Below are 25,187 nucleotides of genomic sequence, written 5' to 3' on the forward strand. Positions count from 1 at the left end.
CAAGCTGCTCGCTCCTCGTGCATCCATCATCATCACCGGTGCCCGAGTTCCGCAGATCGGCCGAGCCCACTTCCAAGGATAACCGCAATGGCACTTATTTTCCCCAATAGAAGCCGCAGCTTCGACGAAGCGCGAAAGGGTGTCCGCTTCACCGGCTATGACGGCATGTTCGAAGTCCGGTTTCTGGTCGAAGAGGCAGCCCTCGGCAGCGCGATCACCCAGAACTCTTCTGAGGCCGCCTATCTCAATGCCTTTGATGCGGCGCGTTCTTCCATTCAGGAGGCGGCATCGAGAGCCTATCAGCATCGACGCGGAAACAACTTTACGCTGACGGCCGCAGATTTTCGCTGATCGCTGGAAGGCGCATGGCGCCGGCGCGCTGAAATGGCCATCGTCCCGCACTGCCGCCTGAGAGGAGCAAAGCATAATGGTTTGCACGCGATACCGCCCGAAAGACCTGAAGCTGGCGCGCCGCCATATCGTGAAGGCTGCGCACCGCATTGCCGACCAGGAAAGGGTGATCCGGACACTATCGCTCAAAGGCACCCCCGCCGGAGCGGCCTACGCGCTGCTGGACAGGCTCTACGACAATCAACGACGGAAGCTCGCCCGCCTGAAGCTGATCGAAGCGATGCTGAATGAAAGTATGGCCCTCCCCGAGCTCCGCCAGGCCTGCCACCCGCCCGGCAAGACCAAGACGCATCTACGCCTGGTCTCTCCTGCTGCAGCAAACAGCGGGAACCCGGATCGCTTGCCTTAAGGCGGAGAGCAAGACAGCCCTTCCCGCCTGTTCATCTTCGATATTTCGATTGACGTGGTATCGGGAAGCCAAGTGGTTTAAGGTGCGGCCTTCAGACCTGCCGCGCCTCTATTATCGATTCTTGGCGCGGCTTTGCTGCACGATATATGGAACTCCAGACAGACACGGCTAAGCGCTGTCCGATACCAGCCTTCCCATAGGGGCGCGGATTGCTTGATGCATCTTACCAACGCGGCTTGCTGAACCAGCATCGCGTTCCATGCCACACGACCACCCACAGGGAAAACGATGACAGACGCACCTGAAAATGAAGCCCTTTTCAACATCACCGGACACTATGTGCAGGAATTGAAGGCCGTTCTTCAAAGCGAGAGCATTGTCGAAGGCTCCGACTACGAAAACAGCGCCTTCGACGAAAAACGACGGAACGAAGGACTTCATCTGCTCCGCTTCCACAAGACCGGGATCGCGGCGCAGGCGACGCAGATCTGGGAAAAACACAAGACGGCCCGAGCGCATCGATAAAACGGCACGAAGCCAATTCTTCGACCGCTCCTCCGATCCTCGATCCGGAGGAGCGGCGTTGGCACGTCCAACTCAACATTTCCATGGAAGGAAAAATCATGACCAATGACACAACGAAAAAGCTCCAACCCGCCAAAGCGGCCGGGGCTGACGCACCCTACGACGTCATCTATTTCGCGAAGAAACACCGCATTTCCAACGAGGATGCCAAGGATATCATCGAAAAACACGGCGCCAATCGCAAAGAGGCGGACAAGGCCGGCCGGCGCATCAGCGCCTGAAGCTTGAATGGCCCGGCAGACGTTCAATGCATGTCCTCGTCCCAAAACCGCTGCAACTTTGGATGACATGCATTGGCATTACAACGCTGCGCGTCTTTCAGACACGCAAAGGACGCTGTAACAGTTTCAATCGACGCATCGTGCTTTCCGAAAATCGATTCCGATTTCGGGGCCGATGCGCTAGCGACTGCCGATGCCACGATGCAACATCGCCGGACGAATTAACCCTACTGGCTTACCTTAACATCAGCATCCGCTTGAATACATCCGCTCCTATGCCATCGTAGCTTCACGACAACACTTCTGGTTCCTGAAGCAGCTCGCCGGAACCGCGGCCCGCCTTTCCCTGGAGAGGCCGGCTTGCCTTCATAGGGCCCGAGCTCGATCAAATGGAGGGTGCGCCATGAACAACGTCTTGGAATTTCGTCCAAAATGCCCGCATGTCGAAAGCCTGTCCGACTGCCGGGAAGCCCTTGAACCGGCCGTGATGAAAATCGTCAGCGACGCCGTCGGCAGGGGATACACGGCCGCGGAAGCAGCCATGGTGATTGCCGATATCGCCGACGACTACATCCTGATGCTGTCGCGGCAACCTCGGCGTTGACACGCTTTGTGGGCGCGCAGCTGTGCCTTCTTGAGCCATCGCATTTGACGAAAACATGGCTTCGCCGGCTGCCAATAGCCGGGAGCAAAGTCTTTCCGTGAACTGCTTGGAGTGGACCGCGCAGCAACTGCAGGGGTAGCAGTGGTACAGGAGACGAGACCTGCCGCGCGATCCGCCGGCAAAACCCCTGATATTGCCGGAAGTTCCCGGCAGAGAAACGACGCCACGACCCCGGAAATTCCGCCGAGGATCATCGACAACCTGCCCGGGCACGTTGCGACCATCACACCGATAAGCTCCCGCCGGGCGAAAACCGACAGGCACATTAGAACGCCAACGAAAAACCCCGCCGGAGCGGGGCTTTCAGCAGTTCCAAGTGGAGCAAGCCGAACATTCGGCCCGCGTTTTAAACAAAATCGATCATTTCAATCCGGCAAAAGCACCTCTTTCGCGAGCGTTCACGGCGCTGCTCTGGTCCGCTCAATCTTTGAATCATTGCTGTAATGTGGCGTGTAATGATTACTTGCGACGTGCCCCTCCCCACCTAACGCCACCTTGGCTGGCGCGGCGGAGCATTGGCCTGGATTTCATGCAGCGGCGCCCGAGACCCGAGCAATTTCTTCAGCTTCTTCTCCTCCGCCGGGCCGATCCCGAATTTGCGGCAATGTTCCGCAACATCGTGCTCTCGTGGGCCGGGAATGCGAACTTGGCGATTGCTCATGCTCTTCATGACTGTTTCCTCCTGAGAGGAAAACCAGCAGGGCGCCGTTTTGTTCGCTAGCGACGTCTAAAATTTAGGGGTTTGTTTGCTTCGGTTTGGGGCGAGTGAGTCTGCTGACGCCCTGGTGCTCGAAGGAGGTCAAATGAGGGTTCCACCTTTCTAAACGTCGCCCCGATCCACGGATCAAAAATCCGCCGAGCTGTGTGCTGCGGTCAAGGAGATCGGTCATCTCTGCTTGAAGAGTGCCTGTCTTCCTCGCAAGGGATTACAGATCGAGCCCATCAATTGATCTTCAACCAATGCCGAAGCGCCGCCACCGCGCCATCGCTCGCATAGGCAATGATGCCCCCAATCGTCAGTCCCGCAAAGGCAATCAACCCCGATATCCCATAGCCGATCGTCTTCATCCGCTTCCACTCTTCAAGCGCCGGCCCGACCGCCTCCTGGTTCTTCTCGACGGTCTCCTTGAGGCTCTTGATCTCCTCGCGGATCTGCACATCCGCGCCGCCGCTGATCGCCACCCGGGTGTCGAGGCGGGCGGTCTGCCTGGCCTGCTCGTCGAGCCGCTTGTGGATCACGGCGCGGCTGTCGTGGGCGCTGGCCTTTTCGTCGCTCACCTCGTTGCGCAGAAGCGCGACGTTTTCCTCGATGCCTGTCAGCCTGCCCTCAGCGCGACGATCGCCGCGTGAACCGGCAGGATCGTCCCGGCCGGCACGTTTCTGAAGATGACCGGATCCATATCCCGCCGCGGCGCGATGGCAACATCGCCCGCCGTGCCGATATAAAGCGCGCGCGCACCGACGATGGCGCTATCATTCGGCGTCACCACTGCGGCCCGCGAGGCCGGGGCAATCGAAGGGTCCATTGCAGTTTTCCTTGTGAGAGGGGCGCGCTACCCAGCCCGATCCCGATGTGATCGAAGATGAGAGGTCAGGCGGAAGTGGATGAGGATCAACGACGAGCTGGGAGCTGGCCGGACGGTCACAGACACACCGATCGGGGGCGGCGTCGACCTGGCCGACATCACCTTCTGGATTCAAATTTCGCAGCTTGGATTTACGGTAGTCTTAACTGATTTGCCGGGGGGTGATCAAGCGCTAATCGAGTCTGAAATCCAGCCTGCTCGACCCAGTGGGCACCGGAACATCTTACGAAGCGCCGGCGGTGGATTTGGCAAACCGCGCTCCCCACCCTCCGTCATCCTCGGGCTTGTCCCGAGGATCTATGCCCGCTGCCCGTGGAGGCCAACGTAGATCCTCGGGACAAGCCCGAGGATGACGGAGCAAGAGGCAAGCTCTGCGGCAAACTCGCGATGGTGGCTCAGTGCAGCTGGCCGGCTCTCAAGCCTTGGCGAATGGGCGCGTACTATCGGAGGGCGGCGCCGACTTAGTCGGCATCACCTCCGAATTCAAATCTCGTAGCCTGGAATTGCGGTAGTGATAACGGCTGTGTCAGGGGGTGATCAAGAGCTTTTGATCGCAGGTCATGCGCCGGTTTGAAATCGCCCCAATCGGCGGCAAAACCCCTCACCGCTTTTCGAGCCTTCAGCTCCGGCGTACAATACGCCGGCTGTTGATCAAACGGTGGAGAAGTTCAGTGAAAACCGCGAGACATTTTCTTTGCCTCGTCGCTTTTCTCAGCGTCACGTTCGCTGGAGACCCAGCTGGTGCCGACGAACTGGTTCACTTCGAAAGCGCGCCCGTCAAGCTAAGCCCATTTCGGATAAGCAAGGCGAGAGAACAGGGAGAAATTCTTTCTCAACCGCAAGGTACGCCCCTGCTGGGATATCTGTCCCGCCCCCGGGGTGACGGCCCCTTCCCGGCGGTCGTCGTCCTGCACGGATGCGAGGGTATGCGTCTGAGCATCAAAGACCTCTGGCCGAAACGACTGGTCTCATGGGGCTACGTCGTGCTCACCGTCGATAGCCTCACCACCCGTAACCTCAAGGACACGTGTCAAAGCCATCTCCCCGATCGCGTCTTCGACGCCTATGGCGCTTTGAATTTTTTATCGAAACAAAGCTTTGTTGATATCAGGCGTGTTGCCTTGATGGGCTTTTCAACGGGCGGCACAGCGACGCTGGAGGGAACAAAAATCGAAGGCAACGAACAGCTGATGGACCACAAATTCCAAGCGGCGGTTGCCTACTATCCCCTCTGTGCGGCAACTCAGGGCGATGCGACGGTGCCGATCCTGATTTTGACTGGCGATCGAGACAATTGGAGCCCGGCCGACCGATGCCGGAAGAGGCTTGTCAGTCTTAGTGACGACAGTCCGCCCATCGAGCTCAATATCTACAAGGGTACCTACCACGATTTCGACGCGCCGGAGTTTAAGGTGGGAAGGAGGGTGTTGGGTCACATCGAAAAATACAATCCGGACGCCGCGGGAAAGTCGATCCGCAGCGTTCGCACATTCCTTCGAGAGTACCTTTCGAACTAGAGTCCGAGCTTTGTCCGCTTGAGCGCCGATCCTGTTGAAATACGACGCTCGGTGTTATGATGGGATGCTCGCAAGAGGAGCGTGATTTGGATCTACTCTGTCATCGGCGTCTTGATCGGCGTGTTATTGCCCGGTCTCGCGATCTGGTTTGGCATCTCACCGTCATTATCAGAGCGAAAATCGTGCCTCCCGCAGCCGAGTGGTAACTCAGTACAGCCGTATGATGCCAATATCACGGACACGGGCAACGAAGGGGCCTAGATGAAGTTCGAAACCATTTCTGGGGCATGAGGCGCGTGCTTCAATCACCGCATTGGCTTGCTGAAGATTGCGCGCCGGCTGGGGTTTGGCGGAAACGCACCCCCATTCTCCGTCATTCCAGGCCTTGAGCCTGGAATCCATGCCCGCTGACGATAGAGGCCAGCGTGGATCCTCGGGTCAAGCCCGAGGAGGACGGAGCAAGGGGTGGGCTGCGGGACAAATCCGAGATGGTGGCTCAGTGACGCTGGCCAACTCGCAAGCCTTGGCGAATGGCGCGTACGATTGGAGGGCAGCGCCGACTTGGTCGACATTACCTTTGAATTCAAATTTCGCAGCCTGGATTTACAGTAGTCATAACGGATGTGTCGGGAGGTGATCAAGGGCTTTTGACTGCAGGTCATGCGCCGGTTTGAAATCGGCCCGATCGACGGCAGAAAGCCTCACCGCTTTGCGAGCCTTCAGGTCCGGCGTACAATGAGCTGACATGAAGTCACTCTTTCCGGCAACCGACAAGGTCGGACGGCACCATGTGTTCAACATTGGCGGCAACAAGCTGCGATTGATTGCGGTGGTCCATTACACATTCAAGAAGGTCTATATCCAGAAGATTATGGACCATGCGGAATACGACAAAGGAACATGGAAGGCTTAGCCCGATGAGCGCACTTGTAAAACTGGTCAGTGAGCACTGGATACATGTAGCCCCTCTTCTTGCCATGCCGACCAATGACGCTGAATATGATCGTCTCGTGGAGCAACTTGACGAGATCCTGGCTGAAGTCGGCGACGACGAGGGTCATCCTTTGGCGTTGCTTGCATCGCGTATGGGAGACCTTGTCGAGGCCTATGACGAGCAAAACCGCCCAATGCCTCCGGTGACCGGAGCTGATGCACTGCGTTACATCATGGAAGAGCGGAATCTTGGCCAGTCCGAGGTGCCGGAAGTCGGCGCTCAGTCCGTCGTGTCCGAGATTCTCAGAGGAAAGAGACAAATCAACGTCCGACAGGCTCGCGCGCTGAGTGAGCGATTCTTCATTCCAGCGACGGTATTTCTATCGCTTTGAAGATGGAGATGCATGGCGGCGCTCAAGGGAAGATGCCCGCCATTTTGAGTTTGCCGCAGAATGCCGACATCGCTTTCGCGACGCCCTCGCTGCAGGGAAACTTGAACGGTCGCGTGGCTTCCTCGGTCAAAACCGGCTCGCCTGTTGCGGCGTCACGGCCGGTAACATGCTTCGTCAGCAGGATGCCGCAGGCCTCGCCGGCGGCCTCGTCGATCGCCATCTGGACATCGCCAAGATAGGTATCGCTGGGGATGTCGATGATGAAGGCCGTGAAAAATCTCACGCCTCGGCTCCCCGCCACAGCCTTGACCAGGCTTGCATGCGCCTCGGAGACCTCAATCTCCTTCTCCGGCGGCCACATCACATCACTTGCAGGCCACTCATCATCTTCCACGGCTTCGCCGATCGGCTGCTCGCGCATATCCGCTCTCCACATCTTCGGTTTTCAGATGGCGGCCGCCGCGCCGATGTTCTTATTATGTTCTGATAACGGAGAGAGTCAAGACGGATGTTTTGGTATGCGCTGCCTTCCAGGGCAACCGCCAGAGAACGGGCATGATCAAGAGATCTGCACCGTCCCCCGGCCCTGCCTTAAAACCCCGCTTGAGCACGACCTTGCCCGGGGCTCCGGCTGCGACCGCATTCTGCGCCGTCACGCTAGGCACCGCTCCTGGCAGGGCTGAGGTGGGTCAGTACGCAGCGCCACCTGTTACCCTCCCGGTGATAGACGTCGGTGATCCATTCGTCGGCTGATATCGGTTCGCCGCGGAACATGCCGGTGTTCTGCCCGCGACCGGTAACCGTGGCGACATTGCCGAGCAGATGGACGTGATGCGTCGTCTTGGTCATCGTGTCATGGCTCAGGACAGCGGATCCAATCGCCGAAAGAATAGCCTGTGCAGGGATTGGGCCACGCTCAGGCGTCACCAGCACCCAGTCCTTCGTGATGCAGGCGGCGATCCGGGCGGGATCGTTGGAAACCATCGCCGCGTTGAAGGCGCGCTCAGCCGCCTCGAGCGCTGCAAGGGCCGCGGCACTCACGCCGACATGTCCTCGTTCCAGCGGCGTTGCATCTCCTCGGGCGTGACCTGCTCGATGGTTTGCGACAACATCCAGCGATGACCGAAGGGATCAAGCACCTGCGCCACCCGCTCGCCAAAACTCTGGTCGGTCGCCGGGCGCAACATCGTCGCCCCGGCCGACAGCGCCTGCGCCAGTGCTTCGTCGGTCGACACCGTGTCCATGTGGAAGGTTACCGGCGAGCCTCCGATGGTATCGGGAGACAGGGCGCCGAAGTCCGGATATTCGTCTGCCAGCATCATCAGCGTCTCCCCGAAACGCAGCTCGGCATGGCCGATCCGCCCATCCGAAGGATCGGTCATGCGGAAGACTTCCGTGGCGCCGAAAGCCTCCTTGTAGAAGTCGATGGCCCGTGCCGCATCCTTGACGATGAAGTAGGCGCTCACTTTTCGGGCAAAACTCGGCATGGATGATCCTCCTTGACTGGTTCCTTTATTAACGTTACGTATCGTAATGATATGAGTCAAGAGAATAACGCAACACCGAAGAAACGAGGGCGGCCGCCAAGCGCTGCCGCGCAGAGGCGTGCCTTGGAGGCCGCCCATGAAATCCTGATGGCCGAAGGTTTTGGCCGCATGACGATCGAAGCCGTGGCGGCGCGGTCCGGTGTCGGCAAGCCGACGATCTACCGCTCCTGGGCCAACGCACAGGAACTGGCGATGGCCGCTCTTCTGGTCAACCGGCTACCGGAAGCGGAGGTCGGAGGGGCCACGGCGCAGGCGGCTCTCAGCGCACAGATGAGCGGACTGGTGACTGCCTTTGCGAGCACGCGCGGGCGGCAGATCACCATGGCACTTGCGGCCGCCGACCCGGAAAGCGAATTCACCAAGGCCTTCCGCAATCAGGTGATCCTGTCGAGCCGCAACGCGGGTCGTGTCATCCTGGAGGAGGCTCTGGCTCGGGGAGAGATCGTTCCGCCGCCTGATATGGAGGCGCTGCTCGACATGATCTACGGACCGGTCTTCTTCCGGCTGCTGGTCGGCCATCGCCCGGTCTCGCCGGAGTTCGGCGATGCGATCGTCAGGACCGCGTTGCGGGCCGTTGCACCGTCGGGCGCGTGAGACCCTCCCGTCGCGATGGCGAAGCCGACATCCCGCCTGCCTGCTTCGATGCTCATGGCTGCACCGTCCTGCGTTTCCCGCTCTTGATGCTCTCATAGATCATTTCCAGCCGTCTTGAGGCGACATAGGCACTGTCCTCGTATCCGGCCGACGGCCAATCCAGTCGATGGCTGCCGTCAGCCGCCACGATCCAGAACCATCGATTATCGATCCCGCCGCCTGTCTGTGACCGGAATATCCTTCCGATCTGGGTATCGCCATCAAAAGCGACGTAGTCGTCACCGGGTTTCTCCTTCCAGGCGTGCCGCCATTTGTATTTGATTTCCCGGTGGCTGACATGTTCCCACGATTTCCATGTGATTTGTTCTGGCATGCGTCGTCCTGTCCTCTCGCGAGGTATTCCTTTGACCGCATGGTTGATGGATGGCTCCCGCCCGAGCCGGTGAATTCAGATCAGCGTCGGTTCCGGATCGGGGTCGATCGGATCGATAATGTCAGCCGTGTCATTCTTGGGCGAACCCACGTTGCGGCCGATCGGCCACATGGTCATCAGTTCCGCCGGGAACGGCTTCATCAGGTCGTTCGGATCGGGTTCCGGCGATAGCCAGCGTTCATAATCCTCACGATGCAGGACCACCGGCATGCGGTCATGGATCTGCGCCATCATTTCATTCGGTTCGCAGGTGACAATTGCGAAGCTCCGGATCTCTATGTCATTGTCGCGCCAAATCTCCCAGATGCCGGCGAGCGCAAAGGGCGAGCCGTCAGCCATGGCGATCGCATAGGGCTGCTTGCTCTTGCCGGTGCCGAAGATATCCTTCCACTCGAAGAAGCCGTTGATCGGCACCAGGCAACGGCGCGACCTGTAGGCCGAGCGAAACAGGCCGTTGGTACCGATACCCTCGCAACGCGCATTGATCGGCGGCGGACGCCCTCCCGGCTTCATCCATGCCGGCATCAGACCCCAGCGCGCCGAGGCGAACACCGGCCCCATGATATCAGGCTCGCGGACCATGTCGCGAATGATGATTGGATAATCCAGCGTCGGCGCGCCGTTGTAGCGCGGAAATCGGTTCCCGAGCGCATCGATCGCGCCTCGCTCTGCGAAGGCGAAATTGCGCACCAACTCCTCAAGCGATGTCTTGATATAGACGCGGCCGCACATCCAGAACTCCATCCCGCATATTAGGTGTTCTGATTATGTTCTGGTGGCTCGAGGCGAGTCAAGGCCGGTCACTACAACCGATGCCGCCATCATTTTCATCCAAGTCAAAGTGAAGCCTGTCACCGTCTCGACGACCGCTGACGGCAGAAAATCTGTTTCGGTTGACAGCCTTCCTACTGGAAGGTAGATTAAGGCTATGAGCAATCTTTTGACGACCTCCGACGAAATCCTGGCCTCCGCCCGAGCACTGATCATGACCGGAGGCTATAACGGCTTCAGCTATGCCGATATTGCTGCCGTCGTCGGGATCCGCAAGGCCAGCATCCATCACCATTTTCCCAGCAAGACCGACCTGGTGCGCACGCTTGTCGTGCGATATCGCCAGGACGCCGAGGCGGGTATCGCGGGTCTGGAGCAGCAGGTGCAGGATCCCCTGGCGCTTTTCCAAACCTATGCGGGGCACTGGGCCCAGTGCATCGAGGATGCAAGCCGGCCTTTTTGCGTTTGCGCCCTGCTGGCGAGCGAGCTGCCGGCGCTGCCGCCGGAGGTCGCGGCCGAGGTCAAGGCCTTCTTCCGCTTCGCGTCGGCATGGCTGACCTCGGTGATGGAACGGGGCGCCAAGGACGGGAGCTTGACATTGTCGAGCGAACCGCGCGTCGAGGCTGAAGCCTTCATGGCCTCCGTCCATGGCGCCATGCTTTCAGCCCGGGCTTACGGAACCCCGGAGGTCTTCGCCACCATTCTGGCGCCCACCTTGCAGCGGCTCACTCCGGCCGCCGCTCGATAAAGCTCCGGGAGGGATGAACGCCCGGAGCGACAAACACGACCAGCAAAACTACCAACTAGTAGGAAGACAAACATGATCAGGACCATTCTTCCCGCCCTCGTGCTGGGGCTTAGCGCTGTCGCGTCGGCGGCTATCTTGCCGGCGCCCATCCATGCCGAAGACCAGAAACCCGAGCAGATCCATGTCAGGGGCAGCATCGTCACCTATAGCGGGTCCGCTCTCAAGGTGAAGACCCGTGAAGGAGAGACCGTCGATGTCACCCTTGCCGACGGCTGGAAACTGGCGAGCGTCGCAAGTGCCGCGGTCACCGACATCAAGCCGGGCGACTTCGTCGGCATCGCATCCCTGCCCAGCGAAGGCGGCGGCGACGGCGCGCTTGAAGTGCTGATCTTCCCGCCGGCGATGAAGGGCGCCGGTGAAGGCAGCTATGGTTGGGACCTCAAGCCCAACAGCAGCATGACCAACGCCACCGTGGCCGACGCCGTCAAGGGCGTCGACGGCCGCACCGTCACCGTCTCCTATCACGGCAAGGAGAAGAAGATCTCCATTCCGGACGGCACGCCGGTCGTGACCATCGCTCCAGCCACCAAGGACGATCTCGTTCCCGGCGCCGTCGTCTTCATCCCCGCCGAGAAGGCTGCCTCGGGTCCCCTCGCCCATCAGGTCCTTGTCGGGAAAAATGGCGTGGTCCCGCCCATGTGACCACGTCGTCGCCGGTCGGCCGGGCCGCCCCCGGTTCGACCGGCGATTTGCCAGGGAATGCCGCCTGACTGCAGCCGATGGACCCGAACGACGGAGAACACCGTCTCGACGGCAACCGGCGGTGCCGGGGCGGTTCCCGCAAGCCCAGGAAATCCAATCGCGATGACGGACGCCGCCGCTCATGACGGTGAGCCGTCCCTATCAGACCAACACCATCACATTCAGGAAGAGATCATGATGACCACCGATCAAACCACCGTCGCGTCCGGCGACAGGGAAGAGTGGCTGACACGCTATTACTTCACCCGCGCAGCCTTTTCCGCCATCTGGGTCGCAGCAGCGTTGACGGCCGGCCAGCAGTCGCTTGCCGTTGCGGCCGCCTTGCTGATCCTCTACCCGGCCTGGGATGCCGCCGCCAATCTTGTCGACGCAGCGCGGAATGGCGGCCTGGCAAACAACCGCAGCCAGGCAATCAACGTCGCCGTCAGCGCGGTGACGACAGCTGCCGTGATCGTCGCGCTGACGATGAGCATGAACTGGGTTCTCGGCGTCTTCGGCCTCTGGGCGATCTTTTCCGGCCTGCTGCAGCTTGGAACCGCTGTCCGGCGCTGGAAGACCAATGGCGGCCAGTGGGCGATGATCCTCAGCGGCGGCCAATCCGCTGTGGCAGGCGCCTTCTTCATCGTCCAGGCGCAAATGCCGGAACCGCCGTCAATCGCCAACATTGCCGGCTATGCCGGCCTCGGCGCCTTCTACTTCCTGGTTTCTGCCGTCTGGCGGAGCGTCACGCAGATGCGGCGGAAGCGGGCGTGAGTCGACATGCGCCAATCGCGATGTGACACCGTCGATCAGCGGGGAGCAAGTGCCTAGTCGGGGAATTTGTGATAGTTGCAGGTGTTCATTGAAAACAACGCCACATCATCACCGATTTCGTGGCGCGAAAGCTCCCATTCGAAGGTGTCACGGCCGTCGAAGCCGTAAGATAACGCCATCGCGGTCAACTCCCTGAAAGGCCCTGGGGGATACACGGCGCCGTACACTGTCGCCTCCTTTCCCAGGAATTTGCCTTTGATAACTCTCTTGATCTCCAAATCTGCCCGCACCATCCGCGACGGAAAATTTTCTGTCAGCAACAAACCGGATTCGCCGATCGACAGCGATTTCACGCGCGCCTCAACCACGATCTCCGCTTTCTCCAGCAGTTCGTCCTGAGGAGGGCACCGCGGCAATCCGGCTGCGGGCCTTAGACCCATAACCAATAAAGCAAGAATTGCTGTGAAGCTCAGTCGCATATGCGGGTTCAGGAGCGCTCTCGACATCGGTGTCTTTCCTTATGCATAGGCGTGTCTATTTCGCCTCGATTGCGTGAGGCTGAAACGAAATCCCGGGATCCGGCCAAGACGGCCCCACCCTCCGTCATTCCAGGCCTTCAGCATGGAATCCATGCCCGCGGCTGATTGAGACGAGAGTGGATCTTCGGGTCAAGCCCGAGGAAGACGGAGCGTGGGGTGGCGGCTGGAGCAAGGGCAGCGGCGCATGCGGAGATGATCGGCGACAGCTCACACGGTCGGCGATCTTGTTCTGCCGAAACGCGCAACGGCGGTGTGACCGATATCACCACCTTGTGTAAGTTTTCAAAAAGCGGTTAGCTGCCATCGTTGAGTTGCTTCGTGTGCTGAGACGTGTCCGCATTTCGAGGAAAATCTCGTGCACTGGTCCAAACCCCTACGACTGCATCTCGGCGTTCTGGTCGTCGCATCGCTGCTTTTCACGTCGACGCCGATCATCTGGCTGGCGTTCAGGCAAGGAAGCGATGCTGCGGTCAATGCGGGCGTGCAGCAGATGCGTGAGATGAGCCTGCGGCTGATCGAGGGGTATCGCAATACGCTGCATGGCGGCACCGAGGCGGTGGCGCTCGCTTCTACCCTGCCGCTGCTCGCCTCCCCGCCGCCCCAGGATATCACGGCGAAACAGCAATTCTTTCTGGAGGTTCTGCGAAACGTCCCCAACGCAGCGAGCGTCTACACCGGCTATCCTGACGGCTCGTATCTGCAGGTCATCAACACGCAAAGGCAGGATGTCCGCCGGATCCTCGCAGCACCCGATGGCACGGCTTTCGCGATCCGCACGATCGCACGCAGACAAGGCCCGGACGTCATATCGACAATTCGCTTCCTCGACCCCCAGGCAAGGCCGATCGCCGAGCGTGACGTCGACTATGCATCATTCGATCCGCGGCAACGCCCCTGGTACAAATCCGTCATCCAGCATGGCAAGGAAGTATCCGTCGGACCCTATGTTGCGGGAACGCTGCAGCTTCCAACGCTGACGATCGCAGCACCGATGAGAGACGACGGTCAGGTTGTCGTCGGCATCAACATCCACCTGATGACTGTCAGCCGCCTGCTGGATGCGCAGGAGATTTCGCCGCGGGCGCGCGCCTACATCATCGATGATGCCGATGATCTGATCGCCCATTCCGACCCGGCAATCATGAACAGGCTTCTCGGCATATGGTCGAAAAATGCCGATGGCGCCGTTGCCGTCGATACGACGACAGACAGTTACGACACAAGCCTCGAAACGGTGGCGAGGCTCAGGCGGGATCCGGCCTTTGCAGATGGCGGCGTGGTGCGGATCGATTTCGATGGCGAACGCCAGATCCTGCAGATCGCCCCCGTCAACGTGTCCGGTCTGTTCAAGGGAAGCGTTGCCGCAATCGTCGTGCCGCTGGAAGATCTGGTGGCTGAGGCCAATCGGCTGCTCATGCACAATCTCCTGATTGCCAGCGCATTCGTGATCGCGGGCCTTGCTGCATCGGTGCTGCTGTCCCGCATGGTCAGCCGCTCCCTCTATCGCCTCGCCGACGAGGCGCGCAGGATCGGCGATCTCGACGTCGGCGAGAAAGGCGTCTCTCATTCCTTCATAACGGAGATCAACACGCTGGCGAGCGCGCTGGCGGCAAGCCGCCACGCCATCAGCCAGTTTGCCCTTTATGTTCCGCGGGAAGTCGTCAGGCGGATCATCGATCCCAAGGGAAGAACCGCCGTCAAGGCGCAGCGGCAGGATGTGACCGCGCTCTTCACCGACATCAGAGACTTCACCACCATATCCGAGCAACATTCGCCCGAGGACGTGGTCGATACACTCTCGGCCTATTTCGAACTCTTGAACACCATCGCCGAGCGCCATGGCGGGACTGTCGTGCAATATCTCGGCGATTCCATTTTCGTCATGTGGAACGCCCCAGTTCCGGATGCCAGACATGCCGAAAACGGCTGCCGATGCGCCCTTGCCATGAAAGCGGCGGTCGACGACTTGAATGAAGCCAACCGCCGGAATGGCCGTCCCGCGCTCATCACGCGATTTGGATTGCACACCGGCCCGGCGGTCGTCGGCAGTTTCGGCGCGATTTCGCGGCAGCAGTACACCGCCATGGGCGATACGATCAATGTCGCCTCACGCTTGGAAGGACTGAACAAGGAATTCAACACCTCGATCCTGGTGAGCGCCGCTATTCACGATGCTGTCGCCGATCGCTTCGCCCTCCGCCCGCTTGGCCTGGTGCTGGTCAAGGGGCGCGCCGAGAAGGTCGATCTATGGGAGCTTGTCGGGGATACCTGAAAGCAACTCCACACTAGAAAGTGGAGAATTTACTGATTACACAAAGTACAAGAGGGCGACAATCAGAGGGGAACGTAATGACGAGCGGAACGGATATTCTTGATGCCGTCGTCATCGGCGCCGGTTGGGCGGGGCTTGGCGTCAGTCATGCGCTGACGCAGCGCGGCTTGCGTCATAGAGTGTTGGAGCGAGGTCGCATCGGTGAGACCTGGCGAACCCAGCGCTGGGACTCCTTTCGGATAAACACACCGAACAGCCAGACGGTCATGCCCGGGGATACCTATGTCGGCCCCGATCCCGACGGTGCAATGACAAGCGGCGAGTTTGTCGCGTTGTTGGAGGACTATGCCGGCCGGCATGGCCTCCCGGTGGAAACCGGTACGCCGGTGACCGACCTTGTAGCGAGCGATGGCCTGTATCGGCTCGCCCTTCCGCACGGCCCCGTGTGGGCGAGGAATGTGGTGATCGCGAGCAGCAACCAGAATTGCCCGGTGCGCCCGCCCTTCTCCACCTTGTTGCCACCCGAAGTCCAACAGATCGACGCATCGGCCTACCGCAATGCATCCGGTCTCGACAGAGGAGCCGTGTTGGTAGTCGGTAGCGCCCAGTCGGGCGGCCAAATCGCCGAGGACCTCGTCCAGGCGGGGCGAACTGTGTTTCTTGCAACGGGCCGAGTCGGCCGGCTGCCCCGAATGTACCGAGGTCGTCACATCAGTGTCTGGCTGGTCCTCACCGGACTGATGGATGTGACGCGCAGGGAACTGCTTCAACAGGGACCCATCCCTGGAAGGGCGCTGCAAGGAGCGCTCCATACGATCAGCCTGCAGTCCCTCAGCGCGCAAGGCGTTGTCTTGCTGGGTCGGCTCACGGGCGTTAACGACGGCCGCCTCTCGTTCAGCGACGATGCGGAAGCGAATGTTCGCCATGCAGACGAGGGCTCCGCCAGACTTCGAAGCCAGATCGACGAGTATATCGCCCGCAACGGGATCGATGCCCCAAGCGCTGAGCCGGACCCGGCGGAGGTGATTGACGCGCTGCTGCCGAATCCACCAGTCCGATCAATTGATCTCGCTGCGCGGGGGATCACAACGGTGATCTGGTGCACCGGGTTCAGAGGCGATTTCGGCTGGGTGCGCGTTCCCAACCTGCTCGATGAACAAGGCCAACCACTGTACGAAAACTGGTTCGCGGGCGTCGCTGGCGTCTATTTTGCCGGCCTGCCTTTCGTGATCTCGAGACGGTCGGGCACAATATTGGCAATCAAGGAGGAAGCAGCCCTGTTGGCCGACGATATCCAGCGTCGTTTGGACAGCTGACGGCGCTCGCCGGGAATGACGGTCCTGTGCGCCGGCAAGACGCTTGTCCGCTTTGACCGACAAGCGGCTCGGCCCATGGCCAGCGCCGTCCTTCGAGGCCCCTTCGGGGCGCTTCAGGATGAGGCTGGAGAAAGGTCGCAGCCCTGTTGCTTGTGCTGCGACGATATTTAGAGCTTTCCCTCTGCCAGCAATTCGCGGGTCCGCTTCAGTGTCGATAGCAGGGCGGCCCTGTAGCCCGTTTCGCCATCGAATTGTGCCTGCTCGGCCTGCTCTTCCGGGCCATTCGGCTCCTTGCCGCGCAGCCCGATGTAGCAGTAGAAGCGCAGCTGCAGCTGACCTGCTTCATCCTCGAAGAGTTCGTTGACGATCGCTCCCTCGCGTGGCCCCGCCGCCTGAAAGAAGGTGACCTTGCTTTGCTGTTCGAGGGTGATGATCTCGCGCAGATCCTGCCCGGCAGTCGTCGCCTCGCGCACGAAATGGGTCGGGCTTTCCTCCACGACATCGCAGCGGGTGCAGAGACCGGCGGGAAGAAAGAGCCGGGCGTCGCGTGCCTTGCGTTCGAGACCTTGCCAGGCCTCAGCGCGCGTCAAAGGGGTTTCGCCTTCCGGGTTCACCGGAACTGTGGCGGTCGAATAGATCATGGTGATCGTCCTTTTGAGATCCCTGTTGCTGCCTCAGGCGGAGGCAACGGTTTCCGAGGCGAAGGCGGAATAGGACCGCAGCGGGCGTCCGAGCAGCTTTGTCAGGCGCTCGACATCGCCGGCCTCAGGCAGCATCCCGTCGGTCAGGAAGCGCTCGCCCATCAGCCGCATGTCGTAGGCCATCCAGGCGGGCATGAACTGCTTGAGATTCTGCTCGAAGCCCTCGGTATTGTCGCCGCCGTAGTGGATCGGACGGGCGAGCACGTCTGACCAGATGGCGGCGATATCGGCTCCGGTCAGTGTCTCCGGGCCGACGAGGTTGATCCTCTCGAGCGCCAGCGGCTCCGCAGCCTGTTGCCGGCGCAGCAGCTCAAGGGCGGCGATCTCGGCGATATCGCGAACGTCGATCATGGCGAGACCTTTGGACCCGATCGGCATCGGGTAGGCGCCGTAGCCGGTGATGACGTCTTTGACCATCAAATCGTTCTGGATGAAGTAGGCCGGGCGCAGGATCGTCGCCTTGAAACCCATCTGCTCGATCATCCGCTCGACGCCGAACTTTCCGGCGAAATGCGGCACGTTGACGTAGACGTCGGCATGGATCACCGAGAGATAGACGATCCGCTCGATGCCGGCCGATCGGGCGACATTCAGCGCGATCAGAGCCTGGGTGAATTCGTCCGGTACCACGGCATTGAGCAGGAACAGGGTCGACACGCCTGACATGGCGTTGCGCAGGGAGTCGACGTCGAGGAAGTCGCCTTGGGCGACGCTGACGCCAGCCGGGAATTCGGCTTTCGACGGGTCGCGGACAAGGGCACGGACATCGGCGGCGCGCTTGACGAGGTGTTCGACGACTTGGCGGCCAACATTGCCTGTGGCGCCGGTGACGAGAATGGTCATGGTCTTTCTCCGTGTTGGGTTGCTTGACACGGCGAATATGTGTGGTTCACTGGTAGTCCGATAGACGGATATTTTGGACGCGCCGTCTCGCTGGTGGAACACTGATGGATCTTCTTGCGCTTGCCGATTTCAATCTCGTTGCCCGCCATGGTGGCTTCGGCAAAGCGGCTAGGGCGACCGGTCGGCCGAAGGCAACCCTGTCGCGGCGTGTCGCCGAGTTGGAAAGCAGCCTCGATCTGCGGCTGTTTGAACGGGGTGCGCGTAACCTGAAGCTTACCGAGGAAGGGCGGGCGCTCTTCGAGCGGACGGGGGCGTTGCTTGCCGAACTGGACGAGACGGCGTCGGCGATTGCGTCCGGCGGTTAGAAACCCAAGGGCAGATTGCGGATCAGCGCACCTCTGCATTTTTCCCAGACCGCAATGGGAAGGATCGCCGCCGGCTTTGCCCTCAAATATCCGGAGGTGAGGCTTGAGGTGACGAGTGAGGACCGGCCTGTCGATATGATCGAGGAGGGCTACGATCTGGTCATCCGGGTCAATCCGGATCCCGACGAAAGCCTGGTCGGACGGGTGTTTCTCCGTGACCGGCTGGTGGTGGTGGCAAGCCCCGATCTTCCCCGCCCGACCGGCGGACACGCCGCTCCCGGCGTCATGCGCGGCGCAGGCGATCGGCAAACATGGCAGGTGAAGACAGAAGGCGGCCGGTCGACGATCAGGATCGAACCTGTGCTCACCTTGGCGACGCTCATCATGGTCCGGGATGCAGTGCGCGCCGGCGTCGGTGCGGGACGCCTTCCCATTTCGCTGGTAAGCCACGACCTGGCTGATGGCACTCTGGTCAATTGGGGAGATATCGACGGCCCCGAAATCGCTCTCTGGACGCTCTACCCGTCACGGCGGCTGCTCAGCGCGCGCGTCTCGGCGTTCCTGGACTTTCTCAAACAGGCCTTCCCCAATGGGACGGCCGACGAACTGGCCGCCTATATCGGCAGGTGATAACCGCGCTTTGCCGGTGTGGCGGGTCTGGCCTAGGACCGATCGACAATACGCCTACCGGCATTTGTCGAGCGCTGAGCAATCATCCGAATTCAGAAGCTCCATTTCTAAACCCATGCAGATATTCCCGTCTAATCGGATGATCTGGTGGGGCTTATATCACTAACCGCCAACATGAGCCGCAAAGAGCGGGGTCATCGCTTTCGACGTCAAAAGGGCGTTTCGCGAAGCGACGCCCATTTGGTCGCGGTCAATCAGGAGACTGATCATGAATAAGCAAAGACGGATCGAGCTGAGTATCGGACGACGAGATTTTGTGGTGGGGGCGGCCGTCACTGGAGCAACCCTGCCGCTCGGATCAATGGCCCGGGCCGCGACCTCGGATACGTCAACCACGCAGACAGGATCGATTATGGAAACGCGTAGACTGGGAACTCTGGAGGTGTCGGAAATCGGCGCCGGCGCCATGAGCATCAGTGGCACCTACGGCCCACCGGCCGATATTGCCCAAGGCATCCAAACTTTGCGCACCGCACATGATAACGGCGTGACCTTCTTCGACACAGCCGAAGTCTACGGGCCTCATACAAACGAAGAGTTGTTGGGTGAAGCCTTGGCACCCATCCGCGACAAGGTGAAGATCGCCACCAAATTCGGCTTCGCCCTCGACGGCACGACCGCTCGGGACAGCCGGCCGGAACGCATCAAGCGAGTTGCCGAAGCATCGCTGAAGCGCCTCAAGACAGATCGCATCGATCTGTTCTATCAGCATCGCGTCGACAGGAACGTGCCGATCGAGGACGGGCAGGCGCCGTCAAGGACCTGATCCGGGAAGGCAAGGTGCTGCATTTCGGTTTGTCTGAAGCGAGCGCAAAAACCATTCGGCGGGCCCATGCCGTGCAGGCGGTCACGGCTGTGCAGACGGAATACTCTATGATGGAGCGCGGTCCTGAAACGAGCGGTGTCCTGGCGACATGTGAGGAACTCGGGATCGGCTTCGTGCCGTGGGGGCCGCTCGGGATGGGGTATCTGACCGGCAGGATCGACAGCAAGACCAAGTTCGATCCGGAAACGGACCTTCGCGCGAACTTTGAACGCTTTAGCGCGGAAAACATGGCGGCGAATATGCCGATCGTTACCTTCCTGAGGCAGTTCGCGGCGAAAAAGGGCGTCACACCTTCTGCGGTCGCGCTGGCATGGCTGCGAGCACAGAAGCCCTTTATCGTGCCGATCCCCGGCACCCGCAACATCGACCACCTGGTTGAAAATCTCGGGGCGCTGCGTGTCGAATTGACGCCTGAAGATCTGGCCGAGATCAATGCCGTGCTCTCCACCATCATGGTGCATGGCGGGCGCATGAGCCCGATGTTTATGGAATCGGTCGACGTCGAAGCCTGATCTTCCGGAACGGCGGGCGCTTCAGCGGCGCCCGCCGGCATTTCCGAAGCCGCCATCCGTCACAATTCCCATATCCAGAAAGGATCCCCATGCCGTCGTTCCGTTCGGTCCTTCTAGCCCTGCTTGGGGCCGCTCTGCTCCTGGCATCCGGCCTTGCCTCCGCAGCCGCCAACCGCGCGACCTTCCCGAAAGATTTCAAGCAGATGGTCATGTATGGAGATTACAGGCGCGGCTCAGGTGGCGAGCTGGCCTATGCCCTGAGGGAAACGATCGACATCGCGAAGGCAGGCCAGCCGTTACCGCCGGGCACCAGGCTTGTACTGGAGATCTATGACGCCGGTGCCCTAACCGGCTATTTCGTGATGGAAAAGGGCGTGGATTGGGGCCTCGAAGTCGAGGAGGAGAAGCGCACCGGTGACTGGCATTTCCAGCAGTTCGATACCAACGGCCAGGTCAACCGCACTTCGATCGCGGAACGTTGCGAGGCCTGCCACCAGGGGCAGGAAAGCAATGATTTCATGTTCACCCGCGATCGCATGGAAGCGTATCTGCCCTGATGCCGCTTCAGGTTCGCCTGCTCATGAACGCCGTGGCGGGTGGTCTGCTATTGGCTGCCCTGGCCTATGATTGGCTGGGCAACCTTGCCCATGAACTGATCGGCACGGCCATGTTCGCGCTGCTGATCTTCCACAACACCTTCAATCGCCGCTGGTACGGCTCGACTGCCCGCAAGGGTGGCCGGAATCTGCGCGGCTGGCTCAACATCGTCACCATCGGCGCACTCGCGGCCACAGTGTTAAGCCTGCTGGTCACCAGCTTGATCATTTCGCGCTCGTTCGGGGCACGTCAGCTGCACGCCCAGGCCGCCTACTGGACGCTGGTGATCGTCGCAGTCCACATCGGCATGCGCTGGGCCATGATCATGGCCTCGATGCGCGCCTGGCTGCGACTTCGCGCCCCCAGCGTCGGCAGGACTTGGATCCTCCGCGCCCTGGCACTGGCCGTAGCCGCCTACGGCGTCCACAGCTGGATGGTAATGGGTACCGGGTCGCGCCTTATGGCCGAAATGACCCTTAATCTCTGGAATTTCGAAGAAGCGGCATTGCGGTTCTTTTTGCACCAGGGCGCCATTGTTGCGCTGTTCGTCTGCCTCGGGCACTACGCAACCAGCCTCATGCAATTACGCCGGAAAGGCTCACGCTGAGCGGCATTCCGTCACAAATGACGGGTCGCGATTTCGATTCCCATCAAGATATGGCCGCTTCTGGCGGATACCGCTGACAAAGGCGCGTCGCAGGTGATGACCGCCTTTGCCGGCCTCATGGATGAGCCCCGCGTTGCATGATTCATAGAGCGCGCACCGGCTCATATGAGATGACGGAGGGTGGGCGCGTGCTTTCGCCGCGACCCCACCGTCGAAGAAAAGCCTTCCTGCGAAATTCCTCGAATCAAAGTCTATTTTAGGGTAAAATTAACCAGTGCATTGAGAGGGCTGAAACGTCCTTGCGCGCCGCATGCGTCGCGCAGCGCTTACGAAGGAAAGATGAGCCAATGAAAAGGTTAGCAATCGTTATCCTGTCGCTGGTGACGGCGGTGACGAGCGTCCCGCCGGCCGTGGCGTTTCCGACCATTGCCGTGCCGAAGATCGAAGCCTCGGAGGCGCAGCCGGTCCAGTACAGAAATTATCGCGGCGGCTACCGCGGTGGATACCGAGGCGGCTATCGAGGCTACCGTGGGGGTGGATACCACAACGACGATTGGGCTTGGGCACTCGGCGGGCTCGCGACCGGCGCAATCATCGGCGGAATGCTGGCGGCGCCGAGATATTATGGCCCAAGCTACTACGGTCAGGGCTACTACGGTCAGGGCTACTACGACCGGGGCTACTACGGATCGGCCTATTACGGTGCTCCGCGCTACTACGGCTCGACCATTTACCGTCCGCGCTACTACGCGCCGCGCTATTACCGCCCGGTCTATAATGGCGGCAACGGACATACGAGCTGGTGCTATGCGCGCTACCGGTCTTACCGGGCTTACGACAACACGTTCCAGCCCTACAACGGTCCGCGACGGGCGTGCGTCTCGCCCTACTGACGATTGCGGTCGTGGTTGGCGACCCCCGCATTGGGCCGACAGGTGGCCCAATGCGCGGAAGCACCAACAGCGGACAGCAGCAGATCAACGAGCGCTTCGGGTGATCTCCATCACGAGCTCTTTGTATTTGTCCGTCCGGTAGATTCCCCGCACCCGGCAGCCGCGCATGACTTCATGGTCTTCGCGGTTGTCCGGGTTCGATCGCATGAACGCAACAATCACGTCGTTCGGCTCCCTCCATTGGTCCCTATCCGCGGCGCCGGCGCGGGCACGGCAAAACCCGCCCCACCCTCCGTCATCCCAGGCCTTGAGCCTGGGATCCATGCCTGCCGCCGGTGGAGGCGAGAGTGTGGATCCTCGGGTCAAGCCCGAGGAGGACGGAGCGTGGGGTGAGCTTGGAGCAAGAACAGCGACGCATCCCGACATGATCGGCGACCAGGCAACCGTGGAAAACATTACGGAGACCAGGGCTATGAGCGCATGCCACATTGAACAGCTTCCATGTCTCAATGCAGAAGATTTGACATCAGCGGGGACGACCAGCGTAGCGGGGGTTTCGTCGATCTTTGGAACAACGCCCCATCTCCGCGGGCAGGATTACGGCCTATCGTAGAGTGTTTAATTGGGCGCGTTGTGCTGATCGCGGAGACAATAATCTCCGCGTCCAGCCCCGTCGTTCACAAGCCGGCGTCTCAGGCGGCAGAGAACTTCTGGACGGCTGTAACGTCGAAATAATCCCGCCACTCGACAATCTTGTCACCTTCGATCTCGAAAATGCCCATGATCATCACGCGTCCGATTTCGCTGCCGTCGGCACGCTCGAACCTGTCGAGCCTTTCGGTGAGAACGCGAGATCCGTCGGCGGCAATCGCGAGCATGTCGATATGGACCGTCGAGATGCCCAACGACGTCTCCAGTCCGTCGATCATGGCGATAGCCTCTTCGACGCCGTTCGTGACTGAAACGCCTTCGTTGACCCAGCGCGTGTTGGGTGTGAACCAGCGACGGACGGCTGGCCTTCCGCCGTCTTCCAAGAATGTGGAGCAAAAAGCCGAAACAGTTTCGGTTGGGGTGGGCATGGCAGTTCCTTTCTGGATGAGTTCGAAGCCTCAACGGCCTCTGTGTTCAGCCTGAAGATAGGCCTTGAATCGCGCCGCCACGATGCCAGATCTTCCGCTATGATTGCCTGATTTTCCGGAATGATTGATAATTCTGGGCAATCGAGTTAAAGGTGCCATGATGAGCGAACTCGACAAAATTCGCGCCATGGCGGTGCGCCACGCGGGCCGTCAGAGTCCTCAACTGCCGAGACTGTTCGCTTACACCCTCGACCATACAACCGAGATCGACCCGCTGATCTACGATCCTGCGGCGTCCCTGGTGATCCAGGGAACTCAGCGCATGTTTATCGGCGACAAGATGTTTGAATACGGCCCTGGCCAAAGCATGATCGTCGCGGCTGAGATCGCTGCGTTGGGTCAGATCTGTGAGGCATCTGAGGATCAACCGTTTCTCGCGATCGGTCTGTTTTTGGACCCAGCCCTGCTGTCGGATCTCGTACTTGAAATGGCAGCGATACCAGAGCTGCCGATTGAATCGGGATACGGCGTCAGCACCGCGAGCGCATCGCTTCTGGGCGCTTGGGAAAGACTGCTGGAACTACTCGATCGCCCAACCGAAATCCCGGTCATGGCTCAGTCTCTGGAGCACGAGCTCATGTTTCGGCTGCTGATGGGACCGCACGGCGGCCTGCTCCGTCAGATTGCCGGATCTGACTCGCGCCTGATGCACATCCGAAAGGCCATGGCCTGGATCCGCGACCATTACACCGAGCGCCTCAATTTCAAGGCGGTCGCTGCGCTCGCCGGCATGAGCGTATCCGTGTTTTACGATCGCTTTAAAGCCGTTGCCGCCGTCAGCCCGCTTCAGTATCAGAAATATATCCGGCTCCACGAGGCCCGCCGTCGCATGATCGCGAACCAGGTGAGTGCAGCCGAGGTGGGATTTGCGGTCGGCTATGAGAGCGCCTCGCAATTCAGCCGTGAGTACAAGCGTCTCTTCGGAGCGCCGCCCGGTCAAGATACCGAGAGAGCGAAGGCAGGCTTGGGGGGCTTCAATCCGCCAAGATCGCTTGGTGCTCGACCAGATGTTGCTTGAAACGGTGACTGTAGTCCCGACCCACGGCCGCGACGACGCTCTCTCGTAATGCCAAAGCCTCACGCCATAGGGATACGCGTGGGAGACCCTGAAATATCATCTGCGTCACGGTCGGGTTGATGAGGTCGAAATACCGGAACAGAGGCGCGAACACCGCATCGACCATGCTGAACGTCGATCCAGAGAAGTTGGCCCCCCTGGCCAAGCACATCTTCGAGCCTCTCTAGCCGGTTTCGGAACGCTGCCCGCTTGGCGTCTGCGGTCGTGCGATCCTTGGCGTTTAGGAATTGCCAGGCTTCGGCTAGAGTCGCCGTGCCGTATTCGATCCACGCGCGCTGTTAAGCGCGACAGCGCATCCTCAGAGTAGAGCTTGCCGCCGCCCTGCGTCTCTTCGAGATATTCGCAGATCACCATGCTTTCGAACAGCATTGCGTCCCTGTCATCCGCCATGATGCCGAAAAGCGTGAGCGGTTTTCGGACGACTTCATGCTCTAGGAGCCGTGGACTCTTGGGATTCCCAAAGCTGAGCAAATCAGATTCAAGACTGTCTTTTGGAGGCAGTCATGGGTGTTTTGGACCGTTTAATTCTTCGGGATGACCAGT

Annotated in this window: 32 protein-coding genes and 2 pseudogenes; 20 read left to right on the forward strand and 14 right to left on the reverse strand. The window is 60.2% G+C overall.

Features of this window, described 5'->3' with window-relative positions; translation table 11 throughout:
• Positions 1–87: 87 nt before the first annotated feature.
• From G9X64_RS00900 to G9X64_RS00920, 5 genes are all read left to right on the forward strand, one after another.
• Complete coding sequence (locus G9X64_RS00900) at positions 88–351, forward strand: DUF1488 family protein (RefSeq protein WP_027664972.1); 264 nt, start codon at positions 88–90, stop codon at positions 349–351.
• 76 nt (positions 352–427) lie between these two features.
• Positions 428–760: a hypothetical protein gene (locus tag G9X64_RS00905; RefSeq protein ID WP_168312822.1), complete on the forward strand. Its 333-nt coding sequence runs from the start codon at positions 428–430 to the stop codon at positions 758–760.
• Between the two features lie 288 nt (positions 761–1,048).
• Positions 1,049–1,285 (forward strand): hypothetical protein, encoded by a 237-nt coding sequence (locus tag G9X64_RS00910; RefSeq protein ID WP_168312823.1) that lies wholly within the window; start codon positions 1,049–1,051, stop codon positions 1,283–1,285.
• 98 nt (positions 1,286–1,383) lie between these two features.
• Positions 1,384–1,566 (forward strand): DUF3606 domain-containing protein, encoded by a 183-nt coding sequence (locus G9X64_RS00915; RefSeq protein WP_168312824.1) that lies wholly within the window; start codon positions 1,384–1,386, stop codon positions 1,564–1,566.
• Positions 1,567–1,969: 403 nt separating this feature from the next.
• Positions 1,970–2,170: a hypothetical protein gene (locus G9X64_RS00920; protein ID WP_168312825.1), complete on the forward strand. Its 201-nt coding sequence runs from the start codon at positions 1,970–1,972 to the stop codon at positions 2,168–2,170.
• A 544-nt stretch (positions 2,171–2,714) separates the two neighbouring features.
• Here the strand turns inward: G9X64_RS00920 and G9X64_RS00925 are convergent.
• The 3 genes from G9X64_RS00925 to G9X64_RS00935 form a co-directional block, all read right to left on the reverse strand.
• Positions 2,715–2,900: a hypothetical protein gene (locus tag G9X64_RS00925; RefSeq protein WP_003546334.1), complete on the reverse strand. Its 186-nt coding sequence runs from the start codon at positions 2,898–2,900 to the stop codon at positions 2,715–2,717.
• Positions 2,901–3,172: 272 nt separating this feature from the next.
• Positions 3,173–3,550, reverse strand: coding sequence for a DUF1515 domain-containing protein (locus tag G9X64_RS00930; protein WP_171375778.1), 378 nt, complete (start codon positions 3,548–3,550; stop codon positions 3,173–3,175).
• Positions 3,547–3,756, reverse strand: coding sequence for a spike base protein, RCAP_Rcc01079 family (locus tag G9X64_RS00935; protein ID WP_171375765.1), 210 nt, complete (start codon positions 3,754–3,756; stop codon positions 3,547–3,549). Before G9X64_RS00935 ends, G9X64_RS00930 begins: the two co-directional genes overlap by 4 nt.
• A 731-nt stretch (positions 3,757–4,487) precedes the next feature.
• Here G9X64_RS00935 and G9X64_RS00940 point away from each other — a divergent pair.
• From G9X64_RS00940 to G9X64_RS00950, 3 genes are all read left to right on the forward strand, one after another.
• The gene (locus G9X64_RS00940; RefSeq protein WP_171375766.1) at positions 4,488–5,333 is read left to right on the forward strand and encodes a dienelactone hydrolase family protein; all 846 of its coding nucleotides are present in this window, start codon (positions 4,488–4,490) and stop codon (positions 5,331–5,333) included.
• 745 nt (positions 5,334–6,078) lie between these two features.
• Positions 6,079–6,246 carry a type II toxin-antitoxin system HigB family toxin gene (locus G9X64_RS00945; protein WP_168312826.1) on the forward strand — a complete coding sequence of 56 codons (168 nt, stop codon included), beginning with the start codon at positions 6,079–6,081 and terminating at the stop codon, positions 6,244–6,246.
• Positions 6,247–6,250: 4 nt separating this feature from the next.
• The gene (locus G9X64_RS00950) at positions 6,251–6,658 is read left to right on the forward strand and encodes a helix-turn-helix domain-containing protein (protein ID WP_171375767.1); all 408 of its coding nucleotides are present in this window, start codon (positions 6,251–6,253) and stop codon (positions 6,656–6,658) included.
• Positions 6,659–6,680: 22 nt separating this feature from the next.
• Here G9X64_RS00950 and G9X64_RS00955 read toward each other — a convergent pair whose 3' ends face one another.
• From G9X64_RS00955 to G9X64_RS00965, 3 genes are all read right to left on the reverse strand, one after another.
• Complete coding sequence (locus G9X64_RS00955; RefSeq protein WP_171375768.1) at positions 6,681–7,079, reverse strand: hypothetical protein; 399 nt, start codon at positions 7,077–7,079, stop codon at positions 6,681–6,683.
• 236 nt (positions 7,080–7,315) lie between these two features.
• Positions 7,316–7,699 carry a nuclear transport factor 2 family protein gene (locus G9X64_RS00960; RefSeq protein WP_168312828.1) on the reverse strand — a complete coding sequence of 128 codons (384 nt, stop codon included), beginning with the start codon at positions 7,697–7,699 and terminating at the stop codon, positions 7,316–7,318.
• Entirely contained in the window at positions 7,696–8,145 is a 450-nt protein-coding gene (locus tag G9X64_RS00965; protein ID WP_131623356.1) for a VOC family protein, read from the reverse strand. The genes G9X64_RS00960 and G9X64_RS00965 overlap by 4 nt, the downstream gene beginning before the upstream one ends.
• 51 nt (positions 8,146–8,196) lie before the next feature.
• Between G9X64_RS00965 and G9X64_RS00970 the strand changes: the two genes are divergently transcribed.
• Positions 8,197–8,799, forward strand: coding sequence for a TetR/AcrR family transcriptional regulator (locus tag G9X64_RS00970; protein ID WP_168312829.1), 603 nt, complete (start codon positions 8,197–8,199; stop codon positions 8,797–8,799).
• A 52-nt stretch (positions 8,800–8,851) separates the two neighbouring features.
• On the opposite strand, the gene G9X64_RS00975 is transcribed toward G9X64_RS00970, so the two are convergent.
• Both G9X64_RS00975 and G9X64_RS00980 read right to left on the reverse strand, forming a co-directional pair.
• Positions 8,852–9,172 carry a hypothetical protein gene (locus tag G9X64_RS00975; RefSeq protein ID WP_168312830.1) on the reverse strand — a complete coding sequence of 107 codons (321 nt, stop codon included), beginning with the start codon at positions 9,170–9,172 and terminating at the stop codon, positions 8,852–8,854.
• Between the two features lie 75 nt (positions 9,173–9,247).
• A complete protein-coding gene (locus G9X64_RS00980; protein WP_168312831.1) occupies positions 9,248–9,964 on the reverse strand; it encodes an SOS response-associated peptidase in 717 nt (238 codons plus the stop codon).
• Between the two features lie 196 nt (positions 9,965–10,160).
• Between G9X64_RS00980 and G9X64_RS00985 the strand changes: the two genes are divergently transcribed.
• The 3 genes from G9X64_RS00985 (at position 10,161) to G9X64_RS00995 (ending at position 12,266) form a co-directional block, all read left to right on the forward strand.
• A complete protein-coding gene (locus G9X64_RS00985) occupies positions 10,161–10,751 on the forward strand; it encodes a TetR/AcrR family transcriptional regulator (protein WP_171375769.1) in 591 nt (196 codons plus the stop codon).
• A 72-nt stretch (positions 10,752–10,823) separates the two neighbouring features.
• Positions 10,824–11,453, forward strand: coding sequence for a hypothetical protein (locus G9X64_RS00990; RefSeq protein WP_171375770.1), 630 nt, complete (start codon positions 10,824–10,826; stop codon positions 11,451–11,453).
• 234 nt (positions 11,454–11,687) lie between these two features.
• Entirely contained in the window at positions 11,688–12,266 is a 579-nt protein-coding gene (locus G9X64_RS00995; RefSeq protein WP_168312834.1) for a DUF308 domain-containing protein, read from the forward strand.
• 53 nt (positions 12,267–12,319) lie between these two features.
• Here G9X64_RS00995 and G9X64_RS01000 read toward each other — a convergent pair whose 3' ends face one another.
• Complete coding sequence (locus G9X64_RS01000; protein WP_171375771.1) at positions 12,320–12,772, reverse strand: hypothetical protein; 453 nt, start codon at positions 12,770–12,772, stop codon at positions 12,320–12,322.
• A gap of 388 nt (positions 12,773–13,160) precedes the next feature.
• On the opposite strand from G9X64_RS01000, the gene G9X64_RS01005 reads away from it, so the two are divergent.
• Both G9X64_RS01005 and G9X64_RS01010 read left to right on the forward strand, forming a co-directional pair.
• Positions 13,161–15,077, forward strand: coding sequence for an adenylate/guanylate cyclase domain-containing protein (locus tag G9X64_RS01005; RefSeq protein ID WP_168312835.1), 1,917 nt, complete (start codon positions 13,161–13,163; stop codon positions 15,075–15,077).
• A gap of 77 nt (positions 15,078–15,154) precedes the next feature.
• Positions 15,155–16,393, forward strand: coding sequence for a flavin-containing monooxygenase (locus G9X64_RS01010; protein ID WP_168312836.1), 1,239 nt, complete (start codon positions 15,155–15,157; stop codon positions 16,391–16,393).
• Positions 16,394–16,560: 167 nt separating this feature from the next.
• Here G9X64_RS01010 and G9X64_RS01015 read toward each other — a convergent pair whose 3' ends face one another.
• Both G9X64_RS01015 and G9X64_RS01020 read right to left on the reverse strand, forming a co-directional pair.
• Positions 16,561–17,034, reverse strand: coding sequence for an AtaL-like protein (locus G9X64_RS01015; RefSeq protein WP_168312837.1), 474 nt, complete (start codon positions 17,032–17,034; stop codon positions 16,561–16,563).
• A gap of 33 nt (positions 17,035–17,067) precedes the next feature.
• On the reverse strand, positions 17,068–17,937 hold the full coding sequence (locus G9X64_RS01020; protein WP_171375772.1) for an SDR family oxidoreductase: 870 nt from the start codon (positions 17,935–17,937) through the stop codon (positions 17,068–17,070).
• 104 nt (positions 17,938–18,041) lie between these two features.
• Between G9X64_RS01020 and G9X64_RS01025 the strand changes: the two are divergent.
• The 5 genes and pseudogenes from G9X64_RS01025 (at position 18,042) to G9X64_RS01045 (ending at position 22,427) form a co-directional block, all read left to right on the forward strand.
• Positions 18,042–18,932, forward strand: a pseudogene (locus G9X64_RS01025) (LysR family transcriptional regulator).
• A gap of 412 nt (positions 18,933–19,344) precedes the next feature.
• Positions 19,345–20,330: pseudogene (locus tag G9X64_RS01030) on the forward strand (aldo/keto reductase).
• 89 nt (positions 20,331–20,419) lie between these two features.
• Positions 20,420–20,887 (forward strand): cytochrome P460 family protein, encoded by a 468-nt coding sequence (locus tag G9X64_RS01035; RefSeq protein WP_168312840.1) that lies wholly within the window; start codon positions 20,420–20,422, stop codon positions 20,885–20,887.
• On the forward strand, positions 20,887–21,534 hold the full coding sequence (locus tag G9X64_RS01040) for a hypothetical protein (protein ID WP_171375773.1): 648 nt from the start codon (positions 20,887–20,889) through the stop codon (positions 21,532–21,534). The genes G9X64_RS01035 and G9X64_RS01040 overlap by 1 nt, the downstream gene beginning before the upstream one ends.
• 347 nt (positions 21,535–21,881) lie before the next feature.
• Positions 21,882–22,427: a BA14K family protein gene (locus G9X64_RS01045; protein WP_171375774.1), complete on the forward strand. Its 546-nt coding sequence runs from the start codon at positions 21,882–21,884 to the stop codon at positions 22,425–22,427.
• A gap of 84 nt (positions 22,428–22,511) precedes the next feature.
• Here the strand turns inward: G9X64_RS01045 and G9X64_RS01050 are convergent, their stop codons facing one another.
• Together G9X64_RS01050 and G9X64_RS01055 are read right to left on the reverse strand one after the other, a co-directional pair.
• Entirely contained in the window at positions 22,512–22,751 is a 240-nt protein-coding gene (locus G9X64_RS01050; RefSeq protein ID WP_168312843.1) for a hypothetical protein, read from the reverse strand.
• 368 nt (positions 22,752–23,119) lie between these two features.
• Positions 23,120–23,506: a limonene-1,2-epoxide hydrolase gene (locus tag G9X64_RS01055; RefSeq protein ID WP_168312844.1), complete on the reverse strand. Its 387-nt coding sequence runs from the start codon at positions 23,504–23,506 to the stop codon at positions 23,120–23,122.
• Between the two features lie 160 nt (positions 23,507–23,666).
• Here G9X64_RS01055 and G9X64_RS01060 point away from each other — a divergent pair, with 160 nt between their 5' ends.
• Positions 23,667–24,584 (forward strand): AraC family transcriptional regulator, encoded by a 918-nt coding sequence (locus G9X64_RS01060; protein WP_168312865.1) that lies wholly within the window; start codon positions 23,667–23,669, stop codon positions 24,582–24,584.
• On the opposite strand, the gene G9X64_RS36265 is transcribed toward G9X64_RS01060, so the two are convergent.
• Entirely contained in the window at positions 24,541–24,795 is a 255-nt protein-coding gene (locus G9X64_RS36265) for a glutathione S-transferase C-terminal domain-containing protein (RefSeq protein ID WP_312864005.1), read from the reverse strand. The two genes, G9X64_RS01060 and G9X64_RS36265, sit on opposite strands and share 44 nt — an antisense overlap.
• Positions 24,796–25,187 lie beyond the last annotated feature (392 nt).

The organism is Rhizobium sophorae (assembly GCF_013087515.1).
In the GTDB taxonomy this organism is placed as follows: domain Bacteria; phylum Pseudomonadota; class Alphaproteobacteria; order Rhizobiales; family Rhizobiaceae; genus Rhizobium; species Rhizobium sophorae.